Genomic DNA, 21755 nt, shown 5'->3' with positions numbered 1-21755 from the left:
GAAGTAGAGGTTGTATTTACGGTTTTCACAGAATCAGCGTATTATATTAACGGGAAGCATTGTGCAAGTTAGAGCTATTTGAAAGATTTTTCTAACATTTATAAAGGGTAGAACCACATTGCCATCAAGCTAAGATTTTCAGAAACCTCTCATAACAAAAATTTTACCTTTTCACAGTTATTCATAAGAGTTCGGCTCATTTTTTCTTTTTTTGGGCCTTTATTTTTCTTAATTTGGTGGGTATGTAAGGTGACTCCCCTCATGCCTCCTTACAGGGAGAATGAGGGAGCATTTTTTATTTACCCAATTACCGAGCTTTCAAATGTTAGAATTAGTTACCTATCCCCTAATCACCGAGTATGTTTATTCCTCTAAATCACTGTCCATAATAATAAATAAAGACAAACCCTTTACCCTTAAGATACAAACTCTTTCTCAAGGGTATCAAACTCGGTGATTAGGGTAGAGTGGTATACTTGTTGATAAGAAACACCATAGCCTTCGGCTGTAAGTTGATAGTTTTTCTGATGCTGTAGACAGTAGTTTACAATTTGAATTCGTTCTTCTAATGTTGTTTTTCTTGTATTTGTCATAGATTTTATCATTCCTTTACCCGTATCATGTAATTCTCTATGACTATTATACTTTTTAATCCATTTTCCCAAAACGGCAGTACTAGATATATCGTATTTTTGAATGACCTTATGTAATGAATAACGTCCTGATAGATACTCATTAACGGCCGCCAATTTTAGTTCTTTTGAATACGACTTCCAAGAGATTGCGTCTGTTAAACCATCTTCACCATTCAATTCATACCTTCTTTTCCAGTCTCTAATCGTTCCAGGATCAATTGAAAATTTAGCAGTAATATCAGCTATTGAATGCTGACCATCTTTATAAAGAGCTAAAATAGCCAATTTTTCAGCTTTAGAATATTTTATTCGTGACATAAAAACGCCCCCTTAGATAAACAGATATTTATTTTTTATCTGTCTACCTAAGGGGGAGCATATCAATCATAAGGGATTCTTTTTTATTTCATTCAATTCTTTCTCGAATATTACATTATTCTTTGTTAAACAGATAAACAAGGAATAACAAAAGGCTCTTATTCATTACGATTCATCGTTATATAATTAAACGAATTTATTTTACTAATAATGAATATGTTCCCTTTCTATTTTCCTGATCAAAAAATGAAACTAAGTAATACTTCCCGGGTTTCGCTTCAAATTTACCTTTTATATTATTTCCATCCGCTTGACCCGTAATAACAGGATTCCCCAGATCTGATTCGTGATATACATCCCATTGTATCCCAATTCCCTGTTCATCTATAACAGAAATATCTACTTCTTTTGGAGATGTGACATTGAATGTGTGCATATACGCCATATTAGGACGATCCATATTTCCTTTTGAAAGCTTATTAAAACTAATTACCTTTGCATTTTGATAGTTATGGCCTGCTGGCTCATCTTTTTTTACGGTAACAGCTGTTTGTCCTCGTCCTATTTTTCCTTTATTATCTTTCACTGTTAGCTTTGCAGTATATGTTCCCTCTTTACCATATACATGAGTAGGATTTGCTTCTGTACTTGTTGTACCATCCCCAAAATCCCAGAGATAAGAAACAATTTTTCCGCCTGTGCTTTCTGTACCATCGCTATGAAACTCAACTTTTTCATTCAATATCTCATTATACGGTCCATTCATATTTACTTTAATCGCCTGTTTTTCTTCTTCCCCTGTTGCAACACCATGGAATACAACATCGTACTCAAATTGATTGTTTGAGTTCACACGATAATTAACAAAATACGCTGTAACTGTTTTGTAACCGCTCCATTCTTTTTGCGCCAACTGTTCTAAAGATTGATTGATTTGCTTGCTCATCGCTTTCCAATCCTCAGATTCTCCTTTTGTTACACCGCCTGTATATGTTCCTTCTAATGTAAACGTATTAAAGAATTGAGAATTATGCTTTGTAATCGTTGCATCTTTTATTTTCGCTACATCTGTAATGTCTTTCTTTACATCAGCTAGTGGTTTTGGTGCATGTTCAGCTAAATAATCATCTGATACTTGTGGTGTATTATATGTACCCTGATTATCAATTAACTGCTTCATATAGTCTTGGTATCCTTTATTTAAATTTGGATCCTTACTTAAAGTTTCACGATATGCATCATAACCATTCACATCATTTGCGCGAATTAAATCTTGAATCTTATCGAACGTTTCAAATTGATGAGTATATAAGTAAGACTGCAGTGCAAAAGAATAATTATAAAAGTCCCATTTTTCGTTTCCTACTCCTTCTCCATATTTCGAAAATAATGTTCGTTCTGCTGTATAGCGTTTCGCAGGATCAGATGATAATCCGCTAATTATACTTTTGCGTGGAACAACATTATTCGTACGAGTAGATCCCGCAAAAAATTCTGCATTTCCTTCTTCAAACCAAGTCAATCGTTCATTTCGATACATTTCTCCTTGTCCCCATGACCCTGGAACCTCGTATCTTCCCTGTAAATAGTGTGTAAATTCATGACGGAACAATTCTTCCAAACTATAACGACTTTGCTCTGGTGTACGCTCAAATGTAAAGAACGTTCCGATTCCTTCAATATAAATTCCACCATTATTCGTGTCATATCCATATAGTTGGCTATTTCGTTTATATTCATCTGGATTATTATAAATTACCATTGTCAGTACATCATCAGCTTTCCCTGGTTCTAGCGCTCCATCTTTTCCAATTACACGATGATACTGCGCCTTTACTTCTTTAGCAGCCCAATATAATCTCTTAACCTTTTCTTCCGTTACTTTATCCCCTGTTTTAAATACAATAGCACCGTCATCGAATGTATACGTTTTTGGTAAGTACTGCTTTTGGCCTTCTTCACGTATTTTCTTTAAATCTACTGTATTTCCGTAATAATCTTTTCCACCATAGTTTGTTGAAATTTGCTCTACTGCATTAAAATAAGCTTCACTAAAACGCGGGTACATATTCATTGCTTGTGTAAGTACTTCTAAAGGCTTATTTGGATTACTATGGAAATTCCCTAAACGACCAGTATAATAAACACCATTATTAATTAACCAGCTATTCTCTGTTGTTACATTTCTCAGAAGAGCCATTCGACTGACTTCATTTATGAAACTATCAATTTTTCCATACCATATTGTTTCATCCGCTTTTTTACTTTTACCATACAAGTGATTATCAATCCCTTGCATGAGCTCATACATGGCGTCCCCTTTCTTCTTGTCACCTACATATGTAGAAATATTATCGTTATATTGTTTTAATATATTCGCTGCATATTGAACAGTTTCAACATCACAAGAAGCGTTTCTAATTAATTTACCGTACGCAAATACCACTGTATCCTGTTTATCTGTACCAAGTTTAAAATTCGGATTTTTTGCAATTGCTTTTAATGCCGGTAAACATTTATCCTGGAAGCTTTGCTCATTTAAATAGCTTAACTCTTCATTATTAAAGCCTAAATAAAAACCGCAATATAAAACCTCAACAAACGTCTCAATTCTTTTTGTATCATCTTTTGTAAATGCGCTTCCACGGCGACCTAATTCATCAATCATAACCTGGATTCGCTCTTTATTTTGATAAAACGCTTTTGTTTCTTGATTAAATTGACCTAAATCTGCGATTTGATCCCAACTAACATTTGCCAATGTATCAATTAATTCGTCATTATTCATTCTATTCAGCTCTGCCACAGAATACTTTTGCTGAGATTGTTTTGCCGCTGCTTGTTTCACTGCCGGAGCTGGACGTTGTGAAAAATCGTTCACTTTTAAACGTTCTTCATAAGACAATGTTTCGTCTGCTTTTGTCGAATGTGCAAGTTCATCTTTTGAAGTTCCGATCCCAGTTGGTTTCACTTGTAACACATTATAAGGTGTTTTTTCTTCCGCTGATACTTGTGTTTGAATACTTCCAAATGATAAGGCCACTGTACTAATACCGAGTATCATTTGAGTAAATTTTGATTTCTTGTTCATAACATTTCCTCCGTTCATCTAATCCATCCAAAAGAATAACATTTTATCCAGGTAAAACAATGTATTATGCAATATTGCATATCTTTTCATCTTTCTAAGCATGTAGTTTGTATCACTTGGTTAAATCCCCTAAAAATGTACAAAAATGATACAGATCCTGTCGATAAAATGCTGATTTTATACAATAAGACATTTTTTTGAAGTTAAAATCCTGATTTCCATACACTAAGTAGGGATTACTATACATGCCCATCAACTTAAGGATATAAACTATTTCAAAAAGTAAAAAGCGCCATCCTTTCTGTATATTTCTACAAAAAGAATAGCGATTTTTTTGCTATATGGATACAAATTTATTTTAACTTGTTGGTGATGGATGGTGCCCCCTATTAAAAAAATACTAACATATTTTATAAAATATAAGCATTTAAGAATCGAATTTTTTAAAATTTCTAATTTGAATTAAGCCCTTTTTCCTTAAGAGTATTTACTATATTAATAAGAAAAATCAGTCCGAAGTTAAAGAATAAAAAAGGATGTAACCATGTTCTAAAATCAACAAGACTTATAATAAGCATTATAATGCAAAGAATACAACCTATAATATCAATGCTAAAAGATAGCTTCCCCTTTATTGTTTTCATTTATAACTATTCCCTTCCAGATGCTACTCTTAATTTTAAACTCTCTATATAACAATAATACGGTTTTTGATTTTCAACCATTTTTTACATTTAATCACTTTCGTTGATTCTGGTGCAAGAAATACTGTCATTGTGTACACTGGGGTAGCACCACACATCCATCAACCTAAGATTTTAAAGTACCCCCTAAACGGAAATTTTGTGTTTTTTATAGCACCGTAGTTCATTTTTTTCGTTTTGAGGGCAACCTGTTCTGTTAGGTTGATGGGCATGGGGTCACCATACCCAAAAAGAAAATTGTACGTTTGAACACATTTTGGACACAAAATAACCGGTACCTTGTACGTCAAAGAACCGGTTATTAATGTTACAAATCTTTTACTAAACTTAGTAATAATGAACTTAATTTATTTACATTGACATACCTGGTAAAAACTTCGCTATTAATACAATAATTGCCGCAAAGAATACCGCTTTAATAATGAATAGAATAATAATTGGAATCAATGCTTTCACTTTACTTAATCCAGCTGTAATATGTAATCCAAGCCAAATTAAGACTAAATTCCATACATAGAATATTTCAATTGTATTACCAATTCCATATGCAAATGTACCTTTCGTAAATAATAACCCTAAACTCGTATATTGGCTCATTCCACTACCAAAGATTAGACCTAAACTTGAATTAATAAGTCCACCAATAATAAGGACAATGTTTGTATAAGCTACAATATTCAATAAGGTTTTATAAGGCGTATCATTACCAAAGAACATCATAAACATTTTATAAATAGCAGTTATGAATAGTGTTCCAACCATCGCACTAGCAAAGCTTGTTCCAATTCCAGAAATAACTTCTGATGTAAGTGAACTTTGTCCAGCCATTTCGCCTAATTCTTTTTTCATTTTAAGCATCTCAGGTGAGGTATACATAACATACGCATTTAAACCACCTAGAAGCCCTTGTAACAATGCTACTAAGAGGAACATACTCCAAACTTTCTTGTTTGTTTTCATTCTTTCAAATTGTACTCCAGGAGATGTAATCATTCCAAATAATGATGGCTTTTTCGCACCTACATCTTGTGTATTAATATTCGCTTCCATTATTGCGCCTCCTTCTCTCTATGTAATCCTCTTAAAGAATGGTACAAACAATTGACTCAAACAATATGTATGTGTAGTAATGATATTTATCTTTACTACACTAGTAAACTATTCGTAGCGAAGTGCTTCAATTGGATCTAATTTTGCGGCTTTGTTTGCTGGAATTAATCCGAAAATAATACCAAGTGTCATCGAAAATAATACGCCTCCAACAACAACTTCCCACGAAACGAGCGGTGGCCATTTTGCGAATGTGGAGACAATATATGCCCCGCCATATCCAAGACCAATTCCAATTAAACCACCTAGAAGCGTTAACATAACGGCTTCAATTAAAAACTGTAATAAAATTTTACTACGCGTTGCTCCAAGCGCTTTACGTATCCCAATTTCGCGCGTACGCTCCGTTACAGATACGAGCATAATGTTCATAACACCAATACCACCAACGACTAATGAAATACCTGCGATACCACCGATGATCATTGTCATGATATTAGTGACTTTAGAAACTCCTTCTTGGAACTCTTTTAAGTTCACTAATTCATATTTACCTGGAATTTCACTAGGCTTACGACTATTTAATACTTCAACAGCTTTTTTTCCTGCTGATTCTAAATTGTCTACATTTTTAGCTTGAATTGCGATACTTTGAATTTCATCTGTTCCGTATAAAACAGGCCATAAGGTGAGAGGAATCAGTATTTCCTCAGTTTCAAATCCCATAAATTCATTGTCTGATTTATAGACACCGATAATTTGCACCGGCTGTCCTTTCATTTCAATAATTTTCCCTACTGGATTTTCATCTTTAAATAACGTCTCTTCTGCCTTCATACTAATCATCACAACGTTATTCCCTTGCGAAATATCTGATTCATTTAATGAACGGCCTTTGACCATTTTCACTTTATTTACTTGAAAATACTCACTATCAAGTCCAATAACATTAATCATTGCTTTTTTATCGTTTATATCAAGTGCTTCCATCGTACTATTCGTCGTAATAACATGGGCAACATCTTTTACTTGTTTCACCTCAAGAATATCTTCTTCCGTTAATTTTGGTACTTCATGCCCACCCATAGCAAACTCATCATTAATATCCGGCTTAAACTGAATTGGCATAAGATTATTACCAGAACCAGCGATTTTCGACTTCAGCATCGCTTCCCCGCCTTGTCCAATTGCAACGACAGTAATAATAGAACCAACGCCGATAATAATACCGAGCATCGTCAGAGCCGAACGCAGTTTATGAGCTAAAATAGAAGATAGAGCAATTTTCATACTATCTAGTAAACTCATACTGCACACCTTCTATCTTCAGTAATTTTCCCATCTCGCAGTACAATGCGGCGAGATGAATATGCCGCTACTTCTTCTTCATGCGTAACCATAACAATCGTCGTACCTTCTGCATTAAGCTTCGTGAAAATATCCATAACTTGTTCACCAGACTTCGTATCAAGCGCACCCGTCGGCTCATCGGCCATAATGAACGTTGGATTATTCGCAATCGCTCTCGCAATTGCTACACGCTGTTTCTGTCCACCTGATAACTCATTCGGTAAATGATGCACTCTATCTGCTAACCCTACTTTGTCCAGTGCTTCCAAAGCACGCTTACGGCGCTCAGTTTTCTTCACCCCACCATATACGAGTGGAAGTTCAACATTTTCCACCGCTGAAAGACGAGGCAGTAAATTAAAATGCTGGAACACAAAGCCGATATATTCATTACGAATTAAAGCGAGCTTTGACTCATCTGCTGTTAAGATATTCACATCATTCAGCATATATTCGCCTTCTGTTGGACGATCTAAACAACCGATAATATTCATAAGCGTTGATTTACCAGAACCAGACGGCCCCATAATAGAAACAAACTCACCACTTTGAATCGTTAAACTAATACCATGTAAAATCGGCACTGCCAATTTCCCTTGATAATACGTTTTAGAAATATTATTTAACGTAATCATTTCTCTTTCACTTCCATTCCGTCATACACGTTGTCGGAAGGATTTTTAACCACCTTTTGCCCCACTGTTACGCCTTCAACAACCTCTGTCCAGTCTCCATCAGTAGAACCTTTTTTCACATTTTGTTTACGAAGTTTTCCTTTGTCTTCAATATAAACAAATGCATCTTCGCCTTTTTCTACAATGCTCTTACTTGGAACAGCAATCATCGTCTTATTCTCTAAATTTACTTGTAAAGAAACGTGATAACCTGGAGATAAACCATCTTGGCTATCAAGACTTGCCTTATATGTATATTGAGACATATTTTGAGTTCCCTCACCAACTGCTTGAGCCATCTCTGCACTCGTTGGGAATTCACTTACTTCTGTAATTTTACCTGTCCACTTCTTCTTATTATTTGCTTTCGCAGTTACAGTAAACGTTTGGTCTTTTTGAATTTGTGACTTTTGAAGTTCTGTTAAAGTCCCTTGAACTTGGAACGGATCTTTAGAAGCAACTTGTAAGAATGCTTTCCCTTGGCCACCTAAAGCTTGAGATGAACTTTGTGCTGCATCTTTATCTAACTTTTGTACAACACCTGTAAAATTACTATAAATCGTAAGTTCTTTCTGTTTTTTACTTAACTCTTCTTTTTGTAACTTTCCTTTTTCCTTCTCAAGTTCAGTTGTTTTTTGTGCCATTTCTAATTCACTTACTTGCTCTTCCATTGGGTCTGTTACTTCTTTCCCAGCCCCACTATCTTTTGCCTTCTTAATTTCGTTCTTCAATGAATCAATTTTCTTTTTCCCTTGATCATAACGCATATCAGCCATCTTCTGATCAAGCTCAGCTTGTTTCACCTGTAAATTAATTTCTTCATTATCATAAGAGAATAATTTCGTTCCCTTTTCTACCTCTTGTCCTTCTTTCACTGCAATATCTTTCACTTTTCCTTTAGTTGGATCCGCATAGAAGCTTTCAATATTCCCCGGCTTCACCTGACCCGAAATTAACTTCGTATTATTTAGCTTACGCTCTGTCACTTTCTCAAAACTTACAGCATCCGTCTTCGTTGTATCTTTCTTCTTACCTTGCATAACAAAAATATTAACCGCCGCAACGATAACAATTAGTACAATAACCCCGACAATAATCCATTTTTTTTTCTTATTTGGAGTACGAACTGTATTTGGTAACATAATCTTTCCCCTTTCAAAATTAAATATTACTAAACATATAGTAATTAAATAATATAACACGAAAAATACTCATAACCAATATGTAATATTGCATATAATTAGATTAAAAGATTTTTATAAGAATTAATATTTAGTTAAATGAAGAAAGAAATTGTAGGAAAATTTAAACAAACGTTAGTTTAAAACATTTTGGCGATGAGGAGCATGTAAGGTGACCTCTAAAACAAAAAAAGAAAACAACTTGTATAAAAATAGGTGGTTTCTGTTTCATTCGCTTGAACAGGGGCAGAAAAAAGAGAAAAAATAAACATTGATACACTAATTAAAACTAAGATTCTCTTCATAAGCATCACCTAAACCTAATATCCTTCTTTCAAAGAATCTTATTCAACTAATGAGGAGCTCAGTGGAATAACATATGATAATTGGTTGAGGTAAAAATTTTGAAATGCGTAGTTTTTGCAAAACAATACACAGGAATCTAAGTTATTAGCAGCTTCCGTTTTGTTGATGTGAAAATTTATTGAACTAGCTACATATACAATCCAAAAGACAAAACATAGATATTAGCAGGATATCTCGATAAAAGATAAGGACCTTTTTAAATATTATCAACGATATTATTATTTTTCTTTTTTGAAGATGAATTAAAACTTTGTTGTTGTACAATAAGAATGAGGTGATACATAATGAAAAAAATGCTACAAAATGTGCTCAAAGAGTATGGTATCGTACATCTAGAGAAGCGTATTTTAGATACACTTGAACCAACGATTCAAATACACTTATGCCAAGAAGCTGATGAAAAAATAGCAGTGGGAACATCAAAATTCGGAGGTTTTCCTGATTTACCTGATGAATTAGAGATTCCAACCAAAAATGACATGCCTCTATATTTTATTGGACAACTGAATTTAGAGGAAGTGCAATCCTATCACAAAGGAAATCCATTACCTACGAAGGGCATGTTGTATTTCTTCTATGATGTAGAAGAAGAACCGTGGGGGTTTGATCCAAAAGATATTGGAGGACATCGTGTTCTGTACACAGAAGATATAGCAAATCTAAAACGAAGAGAAATCACAACAGAAGTATTCCCTTCTTCATTAATTTCATTTGAAGAAACATGGACATTGGCAAAAGAAAAAATTGGAGAAACAGGTTTATCAGATGATGATGAATGGGATTTTTACGAAGAAATAGAAGAATCGTATATCAGAGAAGAGAACGATGGATTTCATCATTTACTTGGTTCAGCACAAGCTATACAATCCGAAGAAATGGCTGAAGAGTGTCATCTTGTTACAAACAGATTTTATTTAGGAAATGCGTCGTATCCTTCAGATAAAGAGATAAAACGTTTACCTGGTAGCCCGCACGATTGGATGTTACTTTTGCAAATTGATACCAATGATGAGTCGGAAATGTATTGGGGAGATTCTGGTCGACTATATTTTTGGATAAAAAAAGAAGACTTATTACAAAAAAACTTCGAAAATACTTGGTTAATTTTACAATGTTGTTAAATTAAAAAACACCTATTATAGTAGTTCAGATAATGTAGAGAAACATAATAAATAGCATAGGAAACAACATGTGTATCCTATCCATAATAAAAACAAGAAGGGATATGTACACTCCCTTCTTATAATGGGCTTTCAAAAGTATACGTAATATCCACCGTACCATCTTGATGAATACTAATTTTTTGAATTAACGTCTGAAATACATGAATCAAATCTTGCTCCTGATGTTGCAACTGTTCAAAAGCTTGTTTTATTGTTTTAATATCCATTTGTACAGCATCACTATTTTGTAAAATAAGCAATTCATGATTCGCTTTCGTTATTTCTGTTTCAAGATCATTCCGTTTTTTTTCAAATTCTTCTTTATTAATGAGTTCTTCCAAATACAAATCCAGTATTGCTTTTTTCTTTTGTTCGTTCACATTCAGAAGCTGTTGTAACTTTTTTATCTTTTTCTCTTGTCCCTTTTCGATATTGCTTTGAAGCCTTAAAGTAACAGACTCTCCTTTTTCCACTAGTAAATTTATGATGAACTGACGAAAATCCTCATATTGAATTGGCACATGATTTACACAACCATGTTTCCCTGCTCGACGATATTGAGAACACTTTAAATATTTCCATTCTGTTCGCTCTCCACTTGTCTTTTTCAAATGAGACTGTATAATTACCATATTAGAACCACAGACCGCGCATTTTGCTAGATTGCGAAATTCATTCCAAGCTGTGATTTTCGTTTTATTTGTTTTATTTTTTTTCGATTTGCTTGATTCCATATCTCTTCTTCAACAATCTTGGGGTGATGGTTAGGAAAAACAAACCATTTTTCTTTTGCTTTTGCCTTTTGCAACAGTAATTGGATAGAAGGTCTGTCTACAAATAAAGTCCCACTTATCCCTTCATCTTTAAAAACACGTTCCTCATCCCAATTGAATCCATTTCGTTCTAACCAATTCCGGCAAATATCTATTTGGTTTTCGACGGATGAAACTTGTTCATCTCGGTCAGTTGATACACGAACATATACTGCGTAAGACTCCAATACTTTCACCTTCCCATCTCCGAACCACCAGACTACCGAATTTCACATTAAATGTTTTTTATCCTTTTATAAAAGATATGACATCTTGCTGTTTTTTCATTACTAATATTGAAGCAGCTTGTTTCAATATTAGTATGTCTTTAACAAGGTATAAAATTCATTTTGATAAAAGTAATTTACAAAAATGAATACACAAAAAAAAAAAAAAACATTGCGAAATACGCAATGTTTTTCTTATTTATGGGCAACCTGCTCCATATCTGGACTACAAGTTTTTGACTGACATGATTTACTTAAGGAGCATGCTGCGCATTTTCCTTTTTTACTTCTCTTCACAAAATTAACTAACGTATATGCTGCATAACCAAAAATGATAGCTCCAATTACTATACTGACCATCATTGTAATACATCTCCTTCTAGAATCGGAGTAAGGATCCAACTTGGTATATAATGAGCGTTAATACATAAGCAACAACTAATGGATAAACGACAGAAAAAATTGTCCATTTCACCGATCCTGTTTCGCGCCTAATAACAGCTACTGTCGCTAAGCATGGAACATATAATAAAATAAAGAACATAAATGCATACGCTGATAACGCAGTATAATGTGCCCCCATTACATTTCCTAGCACATCTTCTTTAACCGCATAAATAATCGCCATTGTTGAAACGACAACTTCTTTTGCCAAAAATCCTGTTAAAAGGGACGCCCCAGCTTGCCAAGTTCCAAAGCCGAGCGGCGCAAATAATGGTGCAATAAAACCACCAATCATCGCTAAGAAACTGTCTCCCATATCAACACCAAGTCCTGATGGACCTGCATAATTTAATAGCCAAATGATAACAGAACCACCGAAGATGAATGTACCCGCTTTACGAACGAACCCTTTACCTTTCTCCCATGTGCTCAGCCATAACGTTTTCGCTTGTGGCACACGATAAGGTGGTAGTTCAATGACAAAAATTGACTTTTCCGCTTTTAAAATTGTAAGAGACATAATCTTTGTAACGAGTAACGCAAGAACAATACCTGCGACATATAAAGAGAACACAACAGTCGCCTGACTATGAGGGAAGAACACTCCCGCAAATAATGCATATACAGGTAAACGTGCTGAACAAGACATGAATGGTGTCACAAGGATTGTAAGTAAACGTTCTTTTTCCTGCTCAATCGTTCTCGCTGCCATAATACCTGGAACATTACATCCAAAGCCGATAATCATCGGAATAAAAGCTTTTCCGTTAAGACCGAAAAACTCCATAATTCTATCCATAACAACTGCAATTCGTGCCATATATCCTGAGTCTTCTAATAATGAAATGAAGAAGAATAGTGCAAAGATTTGTGGAACGAATACTAATACCGCGCCGACACCGGCAATAATACCTTCTGTAACGAGCGCTTGAATAAAGTCAGAAGCCCCAACACTTGCGAGCCCAGCTGTAACCCAATCAGTAAGTTGTCCACCAAAAAACTCATCAAGCATATCAGATAAAGGTGTACCAATCCACGTAAACGTAACCTGAAAAATAAAAAACATAACTGCTAAAAAGATTGGAAGTCCTAAAATTTTATGTGTAATTAACTTGTCGATTGTTTCCGAAAAAGGAATTTTTCCTTCTTTCTCATGCTGAATGACATTTGTTTTTAACTTTTCAATATACGCTTCACGAGTCTTGTAAATATGCTGTTCTAACGTACAATCAAGTTTTTCTTCTAAGCGGGATCGAATGGCTATAAGTTCCTTATAAATTGGTAATGCTTTCATTTCTTTTTCTACTACTTCGTTATTGCTTAAAAATTGAAGAGCTAACCATCTTGGATGCTCATAATTCGCTGTCTCTAAAAGAGTGATTACCTCTCCAATCCCTTCATCCATTTGTACACCATATGAAATAACGAATGGTTTTTTCTCTATTTGCTTCTCTTCATGAAGAGTAGCAAGTAATTCTTCACAGCCTTTTCCGCTTCTTGCAACGACAGGAACGACTGTTACTCCTAATATTTCTGATAATCGTTTGACATTAATAACAATTCCTCTTTGCTTTGCCACATCAATCATATTTAAACCAATTGAAACTGGCTTACCAAATTCAAGTAATTGCAATGTTAAATGCATATTTCGCTCAAATTGCGAAGAGTCCACTATATTTAACATATGATGAAATTCGTCTGTTAATAGAAAATTTGTAACGACGCCTTCATCACGTGAAACTGGATTTAAATCATACACACCTGGTAAATCAATTAATGTTCCTTGTCTATCTTTTAATTTACCAACCTTCTTTTCTACTGTTACACCACTCCAGTTTCCTACATATTCATAAGAACCAGTGAGTGCATTAAATAATGATGTCTTCCCTGTATTCGGATTCCCTAGCAAAGCTACCTTATTCACGCTAATTCCACCTTTATCATTTTCGCGTCACAATGACGAATACTAATTAACTGTCCACGACACTCCAATGTACAAGGACCTTTAAACATTGCTTTCTGTTTCATACGAAGTTCGATTCCTTCCGCAAGACCGAAAGCAGCCAGTCTACGCTTTAATAACTGATTTAAAGACTGAATATTTTTTACTAACACTTTCTCGCCAATTTTAATATCTACTAAGCTCATAACCTTTCCCCTCAGAAGAGAATGATAATTGTTATCAAAAAGATTATAGCATACTTTTTTTATTTTAGACTATACCTTTCAATTTGTAATATATACAAAAGTGAGGGTACATAGTATATTTACTAGATTTTAGATGAAAGGATAAAGTTTTTTGTGATCAATAGAATAAAAATAACAAATGGAAATAGTCTAACTTTTCCATTGACAATGATAATTATTATCTTTAATATTAATTTGATTTTTCATTAAATTTAGGGGGATATGTATGAAAGTTCGTAAGGTTGTTGGAAAGATTCATTTATACCTTAGCATGATAGCTGGGATGTTTATTGTGCTGATTGGATTGACAGGGAGCTTACTTGTTTTTCAACACGAATTAAATCGTGTGTTACATCCTGATTTATACAAAGTAACAGAAGGCGAAAAGGTTACTTATCAGAAAGCACTTCAAACTGTATTGGCAGTACATCCCAAGGGTGAGATTCAGCGGGTATATACCCCGGATGAACCAAGTGCTCAAGGTGTTTATTTATTTTATTTGAAAGAAGGAAAGGCGAAACAAGAGGTTTACATTGACCCAGGAAATGGTAGGATCAATGGAGAGTTAGGTGAAAAATCATTTTTTAATCAGGTTGGGGAACTTCATTATCATTTACTTCTTAATGATTTTAAGGGGAAAGAGATTGTTGGCATCATTGGATTTATTTTCTTTTTCATTATTTTATCAGGTTTATATTTATGGTATCCCGGGATTAAAAAATGGATGCGCGGATTTGTTATACGCCGAAGTAAGAATTCGTATGTAAAACAATATGATCTACATAGAGTTATTGGAGGTATTTCAGTTCCGTTTTTACTAATCGTTTCGCTAACAGGTGGTCTGTTGGTGTATGATAAAACAATTTTTGGATGGTTTGGAGCGAAAGCTAGTGTGGCACCATCAAAAGAGACACTCATTTCGAAAACGCTTCCAGGAGGGAGGCTTCCCCTTGATCAATTGTTGAGTGAAGCGGAAAAAGCAGTACCACAAGGGAAAATTATGCAAGTAAGAATACCGGAGAAAGCGAAAAAAGGCAAGGCAGAAGGTGCTGTGGAAATCCGAATGAGCCGTTCATATGATCCGGGGAATGGGAATATAAAAGTATGGATGGACCAGTATAGTGGAAAAGTATTAGCAAAGCTAGACCCAAAAGTAGATAGCGGACTTACATATCAAATATGGCGTCTTCCTTTACATACAGGAACATTTGGAGGAGTATTTACAAAGATCTTGTATGTGATTGGTGGGCTTACTCCATCTATTTTAATGTTTACTGGTGTGTATATGTGGTGGTATAAGAAAAAGAAAAAGAGAAAGGGGAAAAAAGCCTCAGTATCTGCAGCGTAATTATATAATTCATATACGAGTAAAAACATGATTTGATGAAGAGAGAAAGCCACACACATAAAGCGACTAAATCCTTTGCTTAATACTTACTTTTTTAATGTAACAATCATTTTTCGTTTCTAAATTGAATATCTAGATATCAAACAAAAAAGGCACCTTGCAATGCAGGGTACCTTTTTTATTTGATATCTCCTTTTTACAGTGAGATTTCCTTATGAGCTTATATTAGCAAATCTCATTTTTTATAAGTCTATTTGTAGTTATATCCTTATAGAAAATGAAAAGAGTTAAAACTTTAACATACTATATAGATTTATTTGATTACCGATAATTTAGACATAGATTGATACCCAATACAAACTGGAATTCCATCATAAGGATCATTAATGATACGTGCATCAATTTGAAAAAGATCCCGCAGTATATCTTCTTTCATAATATGAGACGGCTTACCTTCCGCAATTACTTTTCCAGCTTTCATCGCAATCATATGATCTGAAAACCTTGCAGCATGGTTAATATCGTGTAAAACCATAACAATCGTTCGATGTTCTTCTAAATTCAACTCACGAATTGTATCTAGAATTTCTATTTGGTGACATAAATCAAGAAAAGTAGTTGGTTCATCTAATAATAATACATCTGTATCTTGTGCAAGCGCTAAAGCTAACCATACTTTTTGTCTTTGTCCACCTGATAAGCTTCCAATTTCTCTTGATCGATACTCTAATAATCCTGTTTTTTCTATAGCCCACTCAATTATTTCTTTATCTTCTGGTGTTAAACTATAAAAACCTTTGCGATGTGGATAACGCCCATATGCAATCAACTCTTCTACCTGTAGCTCATATGGCGCGACTGGGTTTTGTGATAAAACAGATAATTTTTTTGAAATATCTCTCGTATTCATTTTTTGCATGTCTTTTCCATCTAAGTAAACTTGACCTTTTGTTGGTTTTAACATGCGACCAATTGTCTTTAATAACGTCGATTTTCCACATCCATTAGGACCAATAATTGTCGTTATTTTTCCTTTCGGTAATTCTAACGTTAAATCCCGATAGATTGTATTTTTTTCATATCCAGTTTCTAATTGCTCTACCTTTATGATACTCATTACCTCAATCGCCTCCTTACTTCATAGATTTATATAGCAGATAAACGAAATACGGAACACCAACTATAGACAAAACAACCCCAGAAGGAATTTCAGCAGGTTGCACAATCGTTCGTGCTATAAAGTCTGATCCTAAGACTAACACCATACCAATTAGCATTGTGATTGGTATAGCAAGCTTATGTTTAATCCCTACCATAGTTTTTGCAATATGAGGAGCTAATAATCCAACGAAACTAATTCCACCTGAAACAGCTACACAAGCACTTACTAATGCAACACATGAAAACAGAAGAATTCCTTTCTCCTTATTTACAGAGACACCTAAGTTTTTTGCCCCGTTCTCATCTAATTGGAATAAATCTAACACGGTTGCTCTCCACCATATAATTGGAATAAAAACTAAAAGCCATGGTAAAAGTGCTAATACAAAATCCCAGTTTGCATTCCATATACTTCCTGATAACCATGCACGTGCTTTTTCGTATTGATGTGATTCTAACTTCATACCAAAATAAAGAGCAATTGCATCTAATCCAAAGTTTAATCCAATACCAACTAAAATAAATCGCTCCGAATCTAGTCTACCTTTTTTCCATGTAAACATATATAAAAAGACAGCTGCAAAAAGCCCGCCGATTAAAGCGAATAATGGCATAGAAAACATTGCAAATGATTCTAATCCACCAACATTCCAGTGGAAATAAAATACAAACACAAGAATTGCTGCTCCCGCTCCGGCATTTATCCCAAGTATACCAGGATCGGCTAAGTCGTTCCTTGATATCCCTTGTAACACTAATCCTGCTAAAGCAAGACCGGCACCAACTAAAGCCCCAATAATTATCCGAGGTAAGCGAAGCTTAAACAATACAAGCTCAAAATCAGGATCATTACCAAAACCAAACATGGTACTAAAAACATCGTATACAGGAATATCAAACATACCATTGGTTACGCCTAGATAGATAATAAATAAAATTAAGAATACGGCAATCGCCATACTCGTCAAAAATTTACGCTGTACAGTTTTAAACATAACTTTTCCCTCCTCTTGTTCTTGCTAAGTAGAGGAAGAACGGCACCCCGATAAATGCCATAATAACACCAACTGGTGTTTCAAATGGATAATTTATGAATCTCGCTAATACGTCAGATAGTGTTAAGAAAACAGCTCCTAAAACTCCCGAACAAGGAATGATCCATTTATAGTCTGATCCTACTAAAAATCTTGTGATGTGAGGAATAATCAAACCGATAAATGCAATTTTCCCAGCAAGTGCAACTGAAACTCCAGTCAATACCATTACAACAACAGAAGCAACTATTTTTATAATTGTTGTTCGTTGTCCTAGGTTTGTAGACATCTCATCTCCTAAAGATAAGATTGTAATAGATTTTGACAACCAAATTGCTGCTATAATTGCTACCACAGCAAATGGTAATGAAATTTTAATAAGCTGTGGATCCATTTGATCTAATCTCGAATTATACCAAAAACTAATACTCTGCGAAATCTGAAAGAAGCTCGCGAACCCAGTAGCGAGACTACTTAAAAAAGTACCAATAATTGTACCAAGTAACGCCAATCGTACTGGTGAAAAACCGTTTGGAAGAATACTAGCAATACCAAACACAACCGCAACACCTAATGCCGATCCCAAAAATGAGAATAGTATCAATTCAATCGACGAAGCATTCGGTAGAAAAATCATACACATGGTAATCATAAATACCGACCCATCTGAAACCCCCATAATAGAAGGAGATGCAAGAGGATTACGTGTAATCCCTTGCATAATTGATCCTGAAATAGCTAAGAAGGCGCCGATTAACAGCGCCCCTATAGCTCTTGGCATACGTGAAGAGAGTATAATTTCATGATTGATATCATTAGCATCATAATGAAAAAATGCATTTATTATCGTTTCCACTTCAATATTTTTGGCACCATATACAACAGATAATACAAGTGATAAAATCACCCATACCGGCGCGGCAATTAATATAACTAATGGAAGGATTTTTCGTATCTTTGAGAAATTAAGACTCAACATGATCACCACATTATTTTTTTAGTAATTTTTTTGTAGCTGCATCTAAGAATAGATCTTCTGTTAAACCAGTTTTACCGTTTACAAGCGGTTCAACTACATTTACATATACTTGTTTGTTTTGAGAAGCTTTCATTTTAGACCAAATTGGATTTTTTTGTAATTCGTCTAAGATTTTTGGATTGTCACTATTTTCAACTTCAGCGAACTGAACAAATAGGTGATCCGGATTGATTTCTGAAAGTTTTTCAATTGAAATCTTTTCTTGACCTTTTACTGTTTCCATTTCTTTTGGCATTTTCAAGCCTAATTCATGATAAAGTACCATATTTAAATAAGATTTTGGACCGTATACCATGATGCTTTTTCCACCACGTACACGAACAGCCATAACTGTTTGTTCTGTAACTTTTGCATCTTTTAAATCTGTTTTTGCTTTTGCAAGTCGTTGATCAAAATCTTCAATGAATTTTTTCGCTTCTTTTTCTTTACCTGCTACATCACCGATAAATGTAAGGTTGTCTCTCCATTTTTCTTCTTTATCAATGATTTTGATTGTTGGAGCAATATCCTTTAATTTAGCCATGCTTGCATCATCTGTATGATCGCCAACAAAAATTACATCTGGCTTTAATTTTAAAATAGCTTCTAAGTTTGGTTGACCTTTTTCACCAATTGAAGTTGCATCACCCATAACATCTTGTAACTGTGGAGCTACTTTTCCAGCATATGTAGGTACACCAACTGCTTTAATATTTAATGCTGCTAACATTTCAGCAACGTTATGATCGGTTACAACAACCTTCTCTACTTTACCTTTTAACTTTGTTTCTGTACCTTCGTATGTTACAACTCTTTCTTTTGCATTTGCAGAGTTTTCCTTACCGCTTTCCTTAGTAGCGGATTCCTTCGACCCACATGCAGCCAATGCGAAAATCGCGAATACTGACATGAATAAAAATAATAATTTTTTCTTCATCCTGGTACTTCCCCCTCTTTCCCTTTCGATCAAGAATAATTCTCAATCAAAATCTGACAAAACAGTTATTTTTTAACCACCTTTAATGTTATTGAAATTAATTATCAATGTCAATACCTTTATTATACATATATAAATTTTATCTCTATAGATAAACATGGTACAAAACTGTCTAGATATAGCGATTATTTCATTGTGTAATAAGGTCCATCAAGCTAGTGAAAATAAATACCCCAAAACAGTAAAATTGACATCTCCGGATTAAAAATGTACAAAATTCTTGTTTTGGGGAACAATCAAATATGAAATTTATATGCTAAATTCATTTATTGAGTTATTATTTTCCAGTGGAATTAAATAAAATCATCTTTTGTGAAGTGTAATTTGTCCTATCAATTTTTCACTTACATGCAGGAATTACATACTTACCAAATAAGTCTAGGGATGAAAGCACTTTATGATGTTCTAATCCACCAAAATTCATTACTGCCATAAAATTCGTAACACCTATTTCCTTGTAGGACTGAATTTGTTTAATAACTTCATCAGGACTTCCTATCACTGGATTGAATTTATGTTTAAGGTCTTCATATGAGATATTCGTCCCACGCGGAGTATTCATAAATAGTTGATAAGGATCTTTTGCATTGGATTCAGCATCTGCATATGTTTCACCAACATGAACATGAAATGCAACAGGGATTTCTAACTCTTCTGGATTACCATATCCTGATTGTAGATACGTATTCTTGTAAGTATCAATCAGCTTTGCTAATTCATCTCGTGATTTACTAAACCCAAGCCCCATGAATTTGTTTCCCATACTAGCAACATGACTAACACCTTTTTCACTAGAGGTTGCAATCCAGTGAGGCGGAAACGGTGCTTGTATTGGCTGAACATTAAGCCTAAGGTCTTTGTATTGAAAAAAGTTCCCTTGATGAGAAAAAAGCTTCCCTGACCATGCCTTACGTAACACTTCTAGTGACTCGTTAAAACGCTCAGTTTTGTCCTCCAATGAAATATTATAGCCATCAAATTCCTTCTGTGCATATCCACTACCTAACCCTAAATCTAATCTTCCGTTTGACAAAAGATCCACCATCGCATAATCTTCAGCAATTCGTATAGGGTTGTGCAATGGAAGCACTGAAACCCCCACACCAAGACGAATTCTATTCGTCCTTTGAGATACCGCAGCGAGCAGAACTGCTGGAGAGGGATTAATACCAAAATCAGAGAAATGATGTTCTGCAAACCATACTCCATCAAAATTCTTTTCTTCAGCCCGAACGGCTTGCTCCAATACCTCATTATAGAATTGTCTAGGAGTTCGAGAAAGTTGATTAGGATAATTATCAAATATTGTTAACAAACTGAATTTCATTTAATATCGCTCCTGATATTTTTATTTAGCTTTTTCACTTCATGGATTGCTTACAAAAAATCTAGATGGTACTGTATTTGAAAATAATCATTCTAGTTTTCCGAATCATTCCACTGACGACTTATTTCTAGACCATAATCCATATCGTAAACTTCTTTTATAGCTTTAACTTTTTCAAGACTTTCCTCGCTAAACACAGGTTTATTTTCAAAAGAATGAAGAACTATTCTTTCAAGAAGAACGCCTAGTGAAATATCATGATACTCTGCCATCGCTTTCAAAACTTTTACCATTCTTTTTTCCATCCTAATTCCAGTTTGTACACGTTCAACTTTAATTTTTTGATCTTTTCCATTTATTTGTTCATTATTTTGTTTCATAATTTCACATCCTTCTCGTCAAAAACACTATTTTGTTACCTACATAACAATGTACCATTATAGCAACGCCGCATATTTTGTCAACTGCGGCATTTTATTATCGATTTAACATAATGGAGTCTCCCCCATCATTATTAGTAGTCAATAATGAATAGAATTTTCGTTATGGAGGATTTTTACCCTTTAGGCTGGTGGTGATGTGGCGGTACCCCACATCCATCAACTTAAGGATTCAGACTATTCTTGAAGTTGAAAGTACGTTACTATTCTCTTATGTTAATGAGAAAG

17 protein-coding genes and 2 pseudogenes are annotated in these 21755 nt (G+C 34.4%); 3 read left to right on the top strand and 16 right to left on the bottom strand.

Annotation, left to right across the window (positions count from 1 at the left end):
• Window positions 1-72 (top strand): annotated as a pseudogene (locus tag MR109_RS27755) (DUF1904 family protein); the annotation flags it as partial.
• A 344-nt stretch (window positions 73-416) separates the two neighbouring features.
• Here the strand turns inward: MR109_RS27755 and MR109_RS27750 are convergent.
• From MR109_RS27750 to MR109_RS27725, 6 genes are all read right to left on the bottom strand, one after another.
• Window positions 417-953, bottom strand: a complete 537-nt coding sequence (locus MR109_RS27750) for a helix-turn-helix domain-containing protein (protein WP_242274633.1) — start codon at window positions 951-953, stop codon at window positions 417-419.
• 196 nt (window positions 954-1149) lie between these two features.
• Entirely contained in the window at window positions 1150-4044 is a 2895-nt protein-coding gene (colA, locus tag MR109_RS27745) for a collagenase ColA (RefSeq protein ID WP_242274632.1), read from the bottom strand.
• Window positions 4045-5099: 1055 nt separating this feature from the next.
• Window positions 5100-5798, bottom strand: coding sequence for a YknW family membrane protein (gene yknW, locus MR109_RS27740; protein ID WP_098308634.1), 699 nt, complete (start codon window positions 5796-5798; stop codon window positions 5100-5102).
• A 108-nt stretch (window positions 5799-5906) separates the two neighbouring features.
• Window positions 5907-7106: an ABC transporter permease gene (locus MR109_RS27735; RefSeq protein ID WP_242274631.1), complete on the bottom strand. Its 1200-nt coding sequence runs from the start codon at window positions 7104-7106 to the stop codon at window positions 5907-5909.
• Window positions 7103-7783: an ABC transporter ATP-binding protein gene (locus MR109_RS27730; protein ID WP_048374290.1), complete on the bottom strand. Its 681-nt coding sequence runs from the start codon at window positions 7781-7783 to the stop codon at window positions 7103-7105. The genes MR109_RS27735 and MR109_RS27730 overlap by 4 nt, the downstream gene beginning before the upstream one ends.
• Window positions 7780-8964, bottom strand: a complete 1185-nt coding sequence (locus MR109_RS27725) for an efflux RND transporter periplasmic adaptor subunit (RefSeq protein ID WP_144572772.1) — start codon at window positions 8962-8964, stop codon at window positions 7780-7782. Before MR109_RS27725 ends, MR109_RS27730 begins: the two co-directional genes overlap by 4 nt.
• Window positions 8965-9653: 689 nt before the next feature.
• Between MR109_RS27725 and MR109_RS27720 the strand changes: the two genes are divergently transcribed.
• Window positions 9654-10490: a YwqG family protein gene (locus MR109_RS27720; RefSeq protein WP_242274630.1), complete on the top strand. Its 837-nt coding sequence runs from the start codon at window positions 9654-9656 to the stop codon at window positions 10488-10490.
• A 119-nt stretch (window positions 10491-10609) separates the two neighbouring features.
• Here the strand turns inward: MR109_RS27720 and MR109_RS27715 are convergent.
• The 4 genes and pseudogenes from MR109_RS27715 to MR109_RS27700 form a co-directional block, all read right to left on the bottom strand.
• A pseudogene (locus tag MR109_RS27715) lies at window positions 10610-11541 on the bottom strand (recombinase family protein).
• A 225-nt stretch (window positions 11542-11766) separates the two neighbouring features.
• Window positions 11767-11934, bottom strand: coding sequence for a FeoB-associated Cys-rich membrane protein (locus tag MR109_RS27710; protein WP_242274629.1), 168 nt, complete (start codon window positions 11932-11934; stop codon window positions 11767-11769).
• A gap of 16 nt (window positions 11935-11950) precedes the next feature.
• On the bottom strand, window positions 11951-13939 hold the full coding sequence (gene feoB, locus MR109_RS27705) for a ferrous iron transport protein B (RefSeq protein WP_242274628.1): 1989 nt from the start codon (window positions 13937-13939) through the stop codon (window positions 11951-11953).
• Window positions 13936-14163 (bottom strand): FeoA family protein, encoded by a 228-nt coding sequence (locus tag MR109_RS27700; protein ID WP_242274627.1) that lies wholly within the window; start codon window positions 14161-14163, stop codon window positions 13936-13938. Before MR109_RS27700 ends, feoB begins: the two co-directional genes overlap by 4 nt.
• Before the next feature lie 265 nt (window positions 14164-14428).
• Here MR109_RS27700 and MR109_RS27695 point away from each other — a divergent pair, with 265 nt between their 5' ends.
• Window positions 14429-15550, top strand: coding sequence for a PepSY-associated TM helix domain-containing protein (locus tag MR109_RS27695; RefSeq protein ID WP_242274626.1), 1122 nt, complete (start codon window positions 14429-14431; stop codon window positions 15548-15550).
• A 313-nt stretch (window positions 15551-15863) separates the two neighbouring features.
• Here MR109_RS27695 and MR109_RS27690 read toward each other — a convergent pair whose 3' ends face one another.
• The 6 genes from MR109_RS27690 to MR109_RS27665 all read right to left on the bottom strand — a co-directional run bounded on the left by MR109_RS27690 (window position 15864) and on the right by MR109_RS27665 (window position 21467).
• A complete protein-coding gene (locus MR109_RS27690) occupies window positions 15864-16667 on the bottom strand; it encodes an ABC transporter ATP-binding protein (protein ID WP_242274625.1) in 804 nt (267 codons plus the stop codon).
• Between the two features lie 16 nt (window positions 16668-16683).
• Window positions 16684-17706 carry a FecCD family ABC transporter permease gene (locus MR109_RS27685; RefSeq protein ID WP_242274624.1) on the bottom strand — a complete coding sequence of 341 codons (1023 nt, stop codon included), beginning with the start codon at window positions 17704-17706 and terminating at the stop codon, window positions 16684-16686.
• A complete protein-coding gene (locus MR109_RS27680; protein WP_242274623.1) occupies window positions 17699-18724 on the bottom strand; it encodes a FecCD family ABC transporter permease in 1026 nt (341 codons plus the stop codon). The genes MR109_RS27685 and MR109_RS27680 overlap by 8 nt, the downstream gene beginning before the upstream one ends.
• A gap of 10 nt (window positions 18725-18734) precedes the next feature.
• On the bottom strand, window positions 18735-19700 hold the full coding sequence (locus tag MR109_RS27675; protein ID WP_242274622.1) for an iron-siderophore ABC transporter substrate-binding protein: 966 nt from the start codon (window positions 19698-19700) through the stop codon (window positions 18735-18737).
• Between the two features lie 400 nt (window positions 19701-20100).
• On the bottom strand, window positions 20101-21087 hold the full coding sequence (locus tag MR109_RS27670) for an LLM class flavin-dependent oxidoreductase (protein WP_242274621.1): 987 nt from the start codon (window positions 21085-21087) through the stop codon (window positions 20101-20103).
• Between the two features lie 92 nt (window positions 21088-21179).
• A complete protein-coding gene (locus MR109_RS27665; protein WP_242274620.1) occupies window positions 21180-21467 on the bottom strand; it encodes a hypothetical protein in 288 nt (95 codons plus the stop codon).
• Between the last annotated feature and the right edge of the window lie 288 nt (window positions 21468-21755).

Source organism: Bacillus cereus group sp. BfR-BA-01310, assembly GCF_022664325.1.
GTDB classification, from domain to species: domain Bacteria; phylum Bacillota; class Bacilli; order Bacillales; family Bacillaceae_G; genus Bacillus_A; species Bacillus_A paramycoides.
The sequence above is the reverse complement of the archived record's forward strand: the minus strand, read 5'-3'. Positions and strand labels throughout refer to the sequence as shown.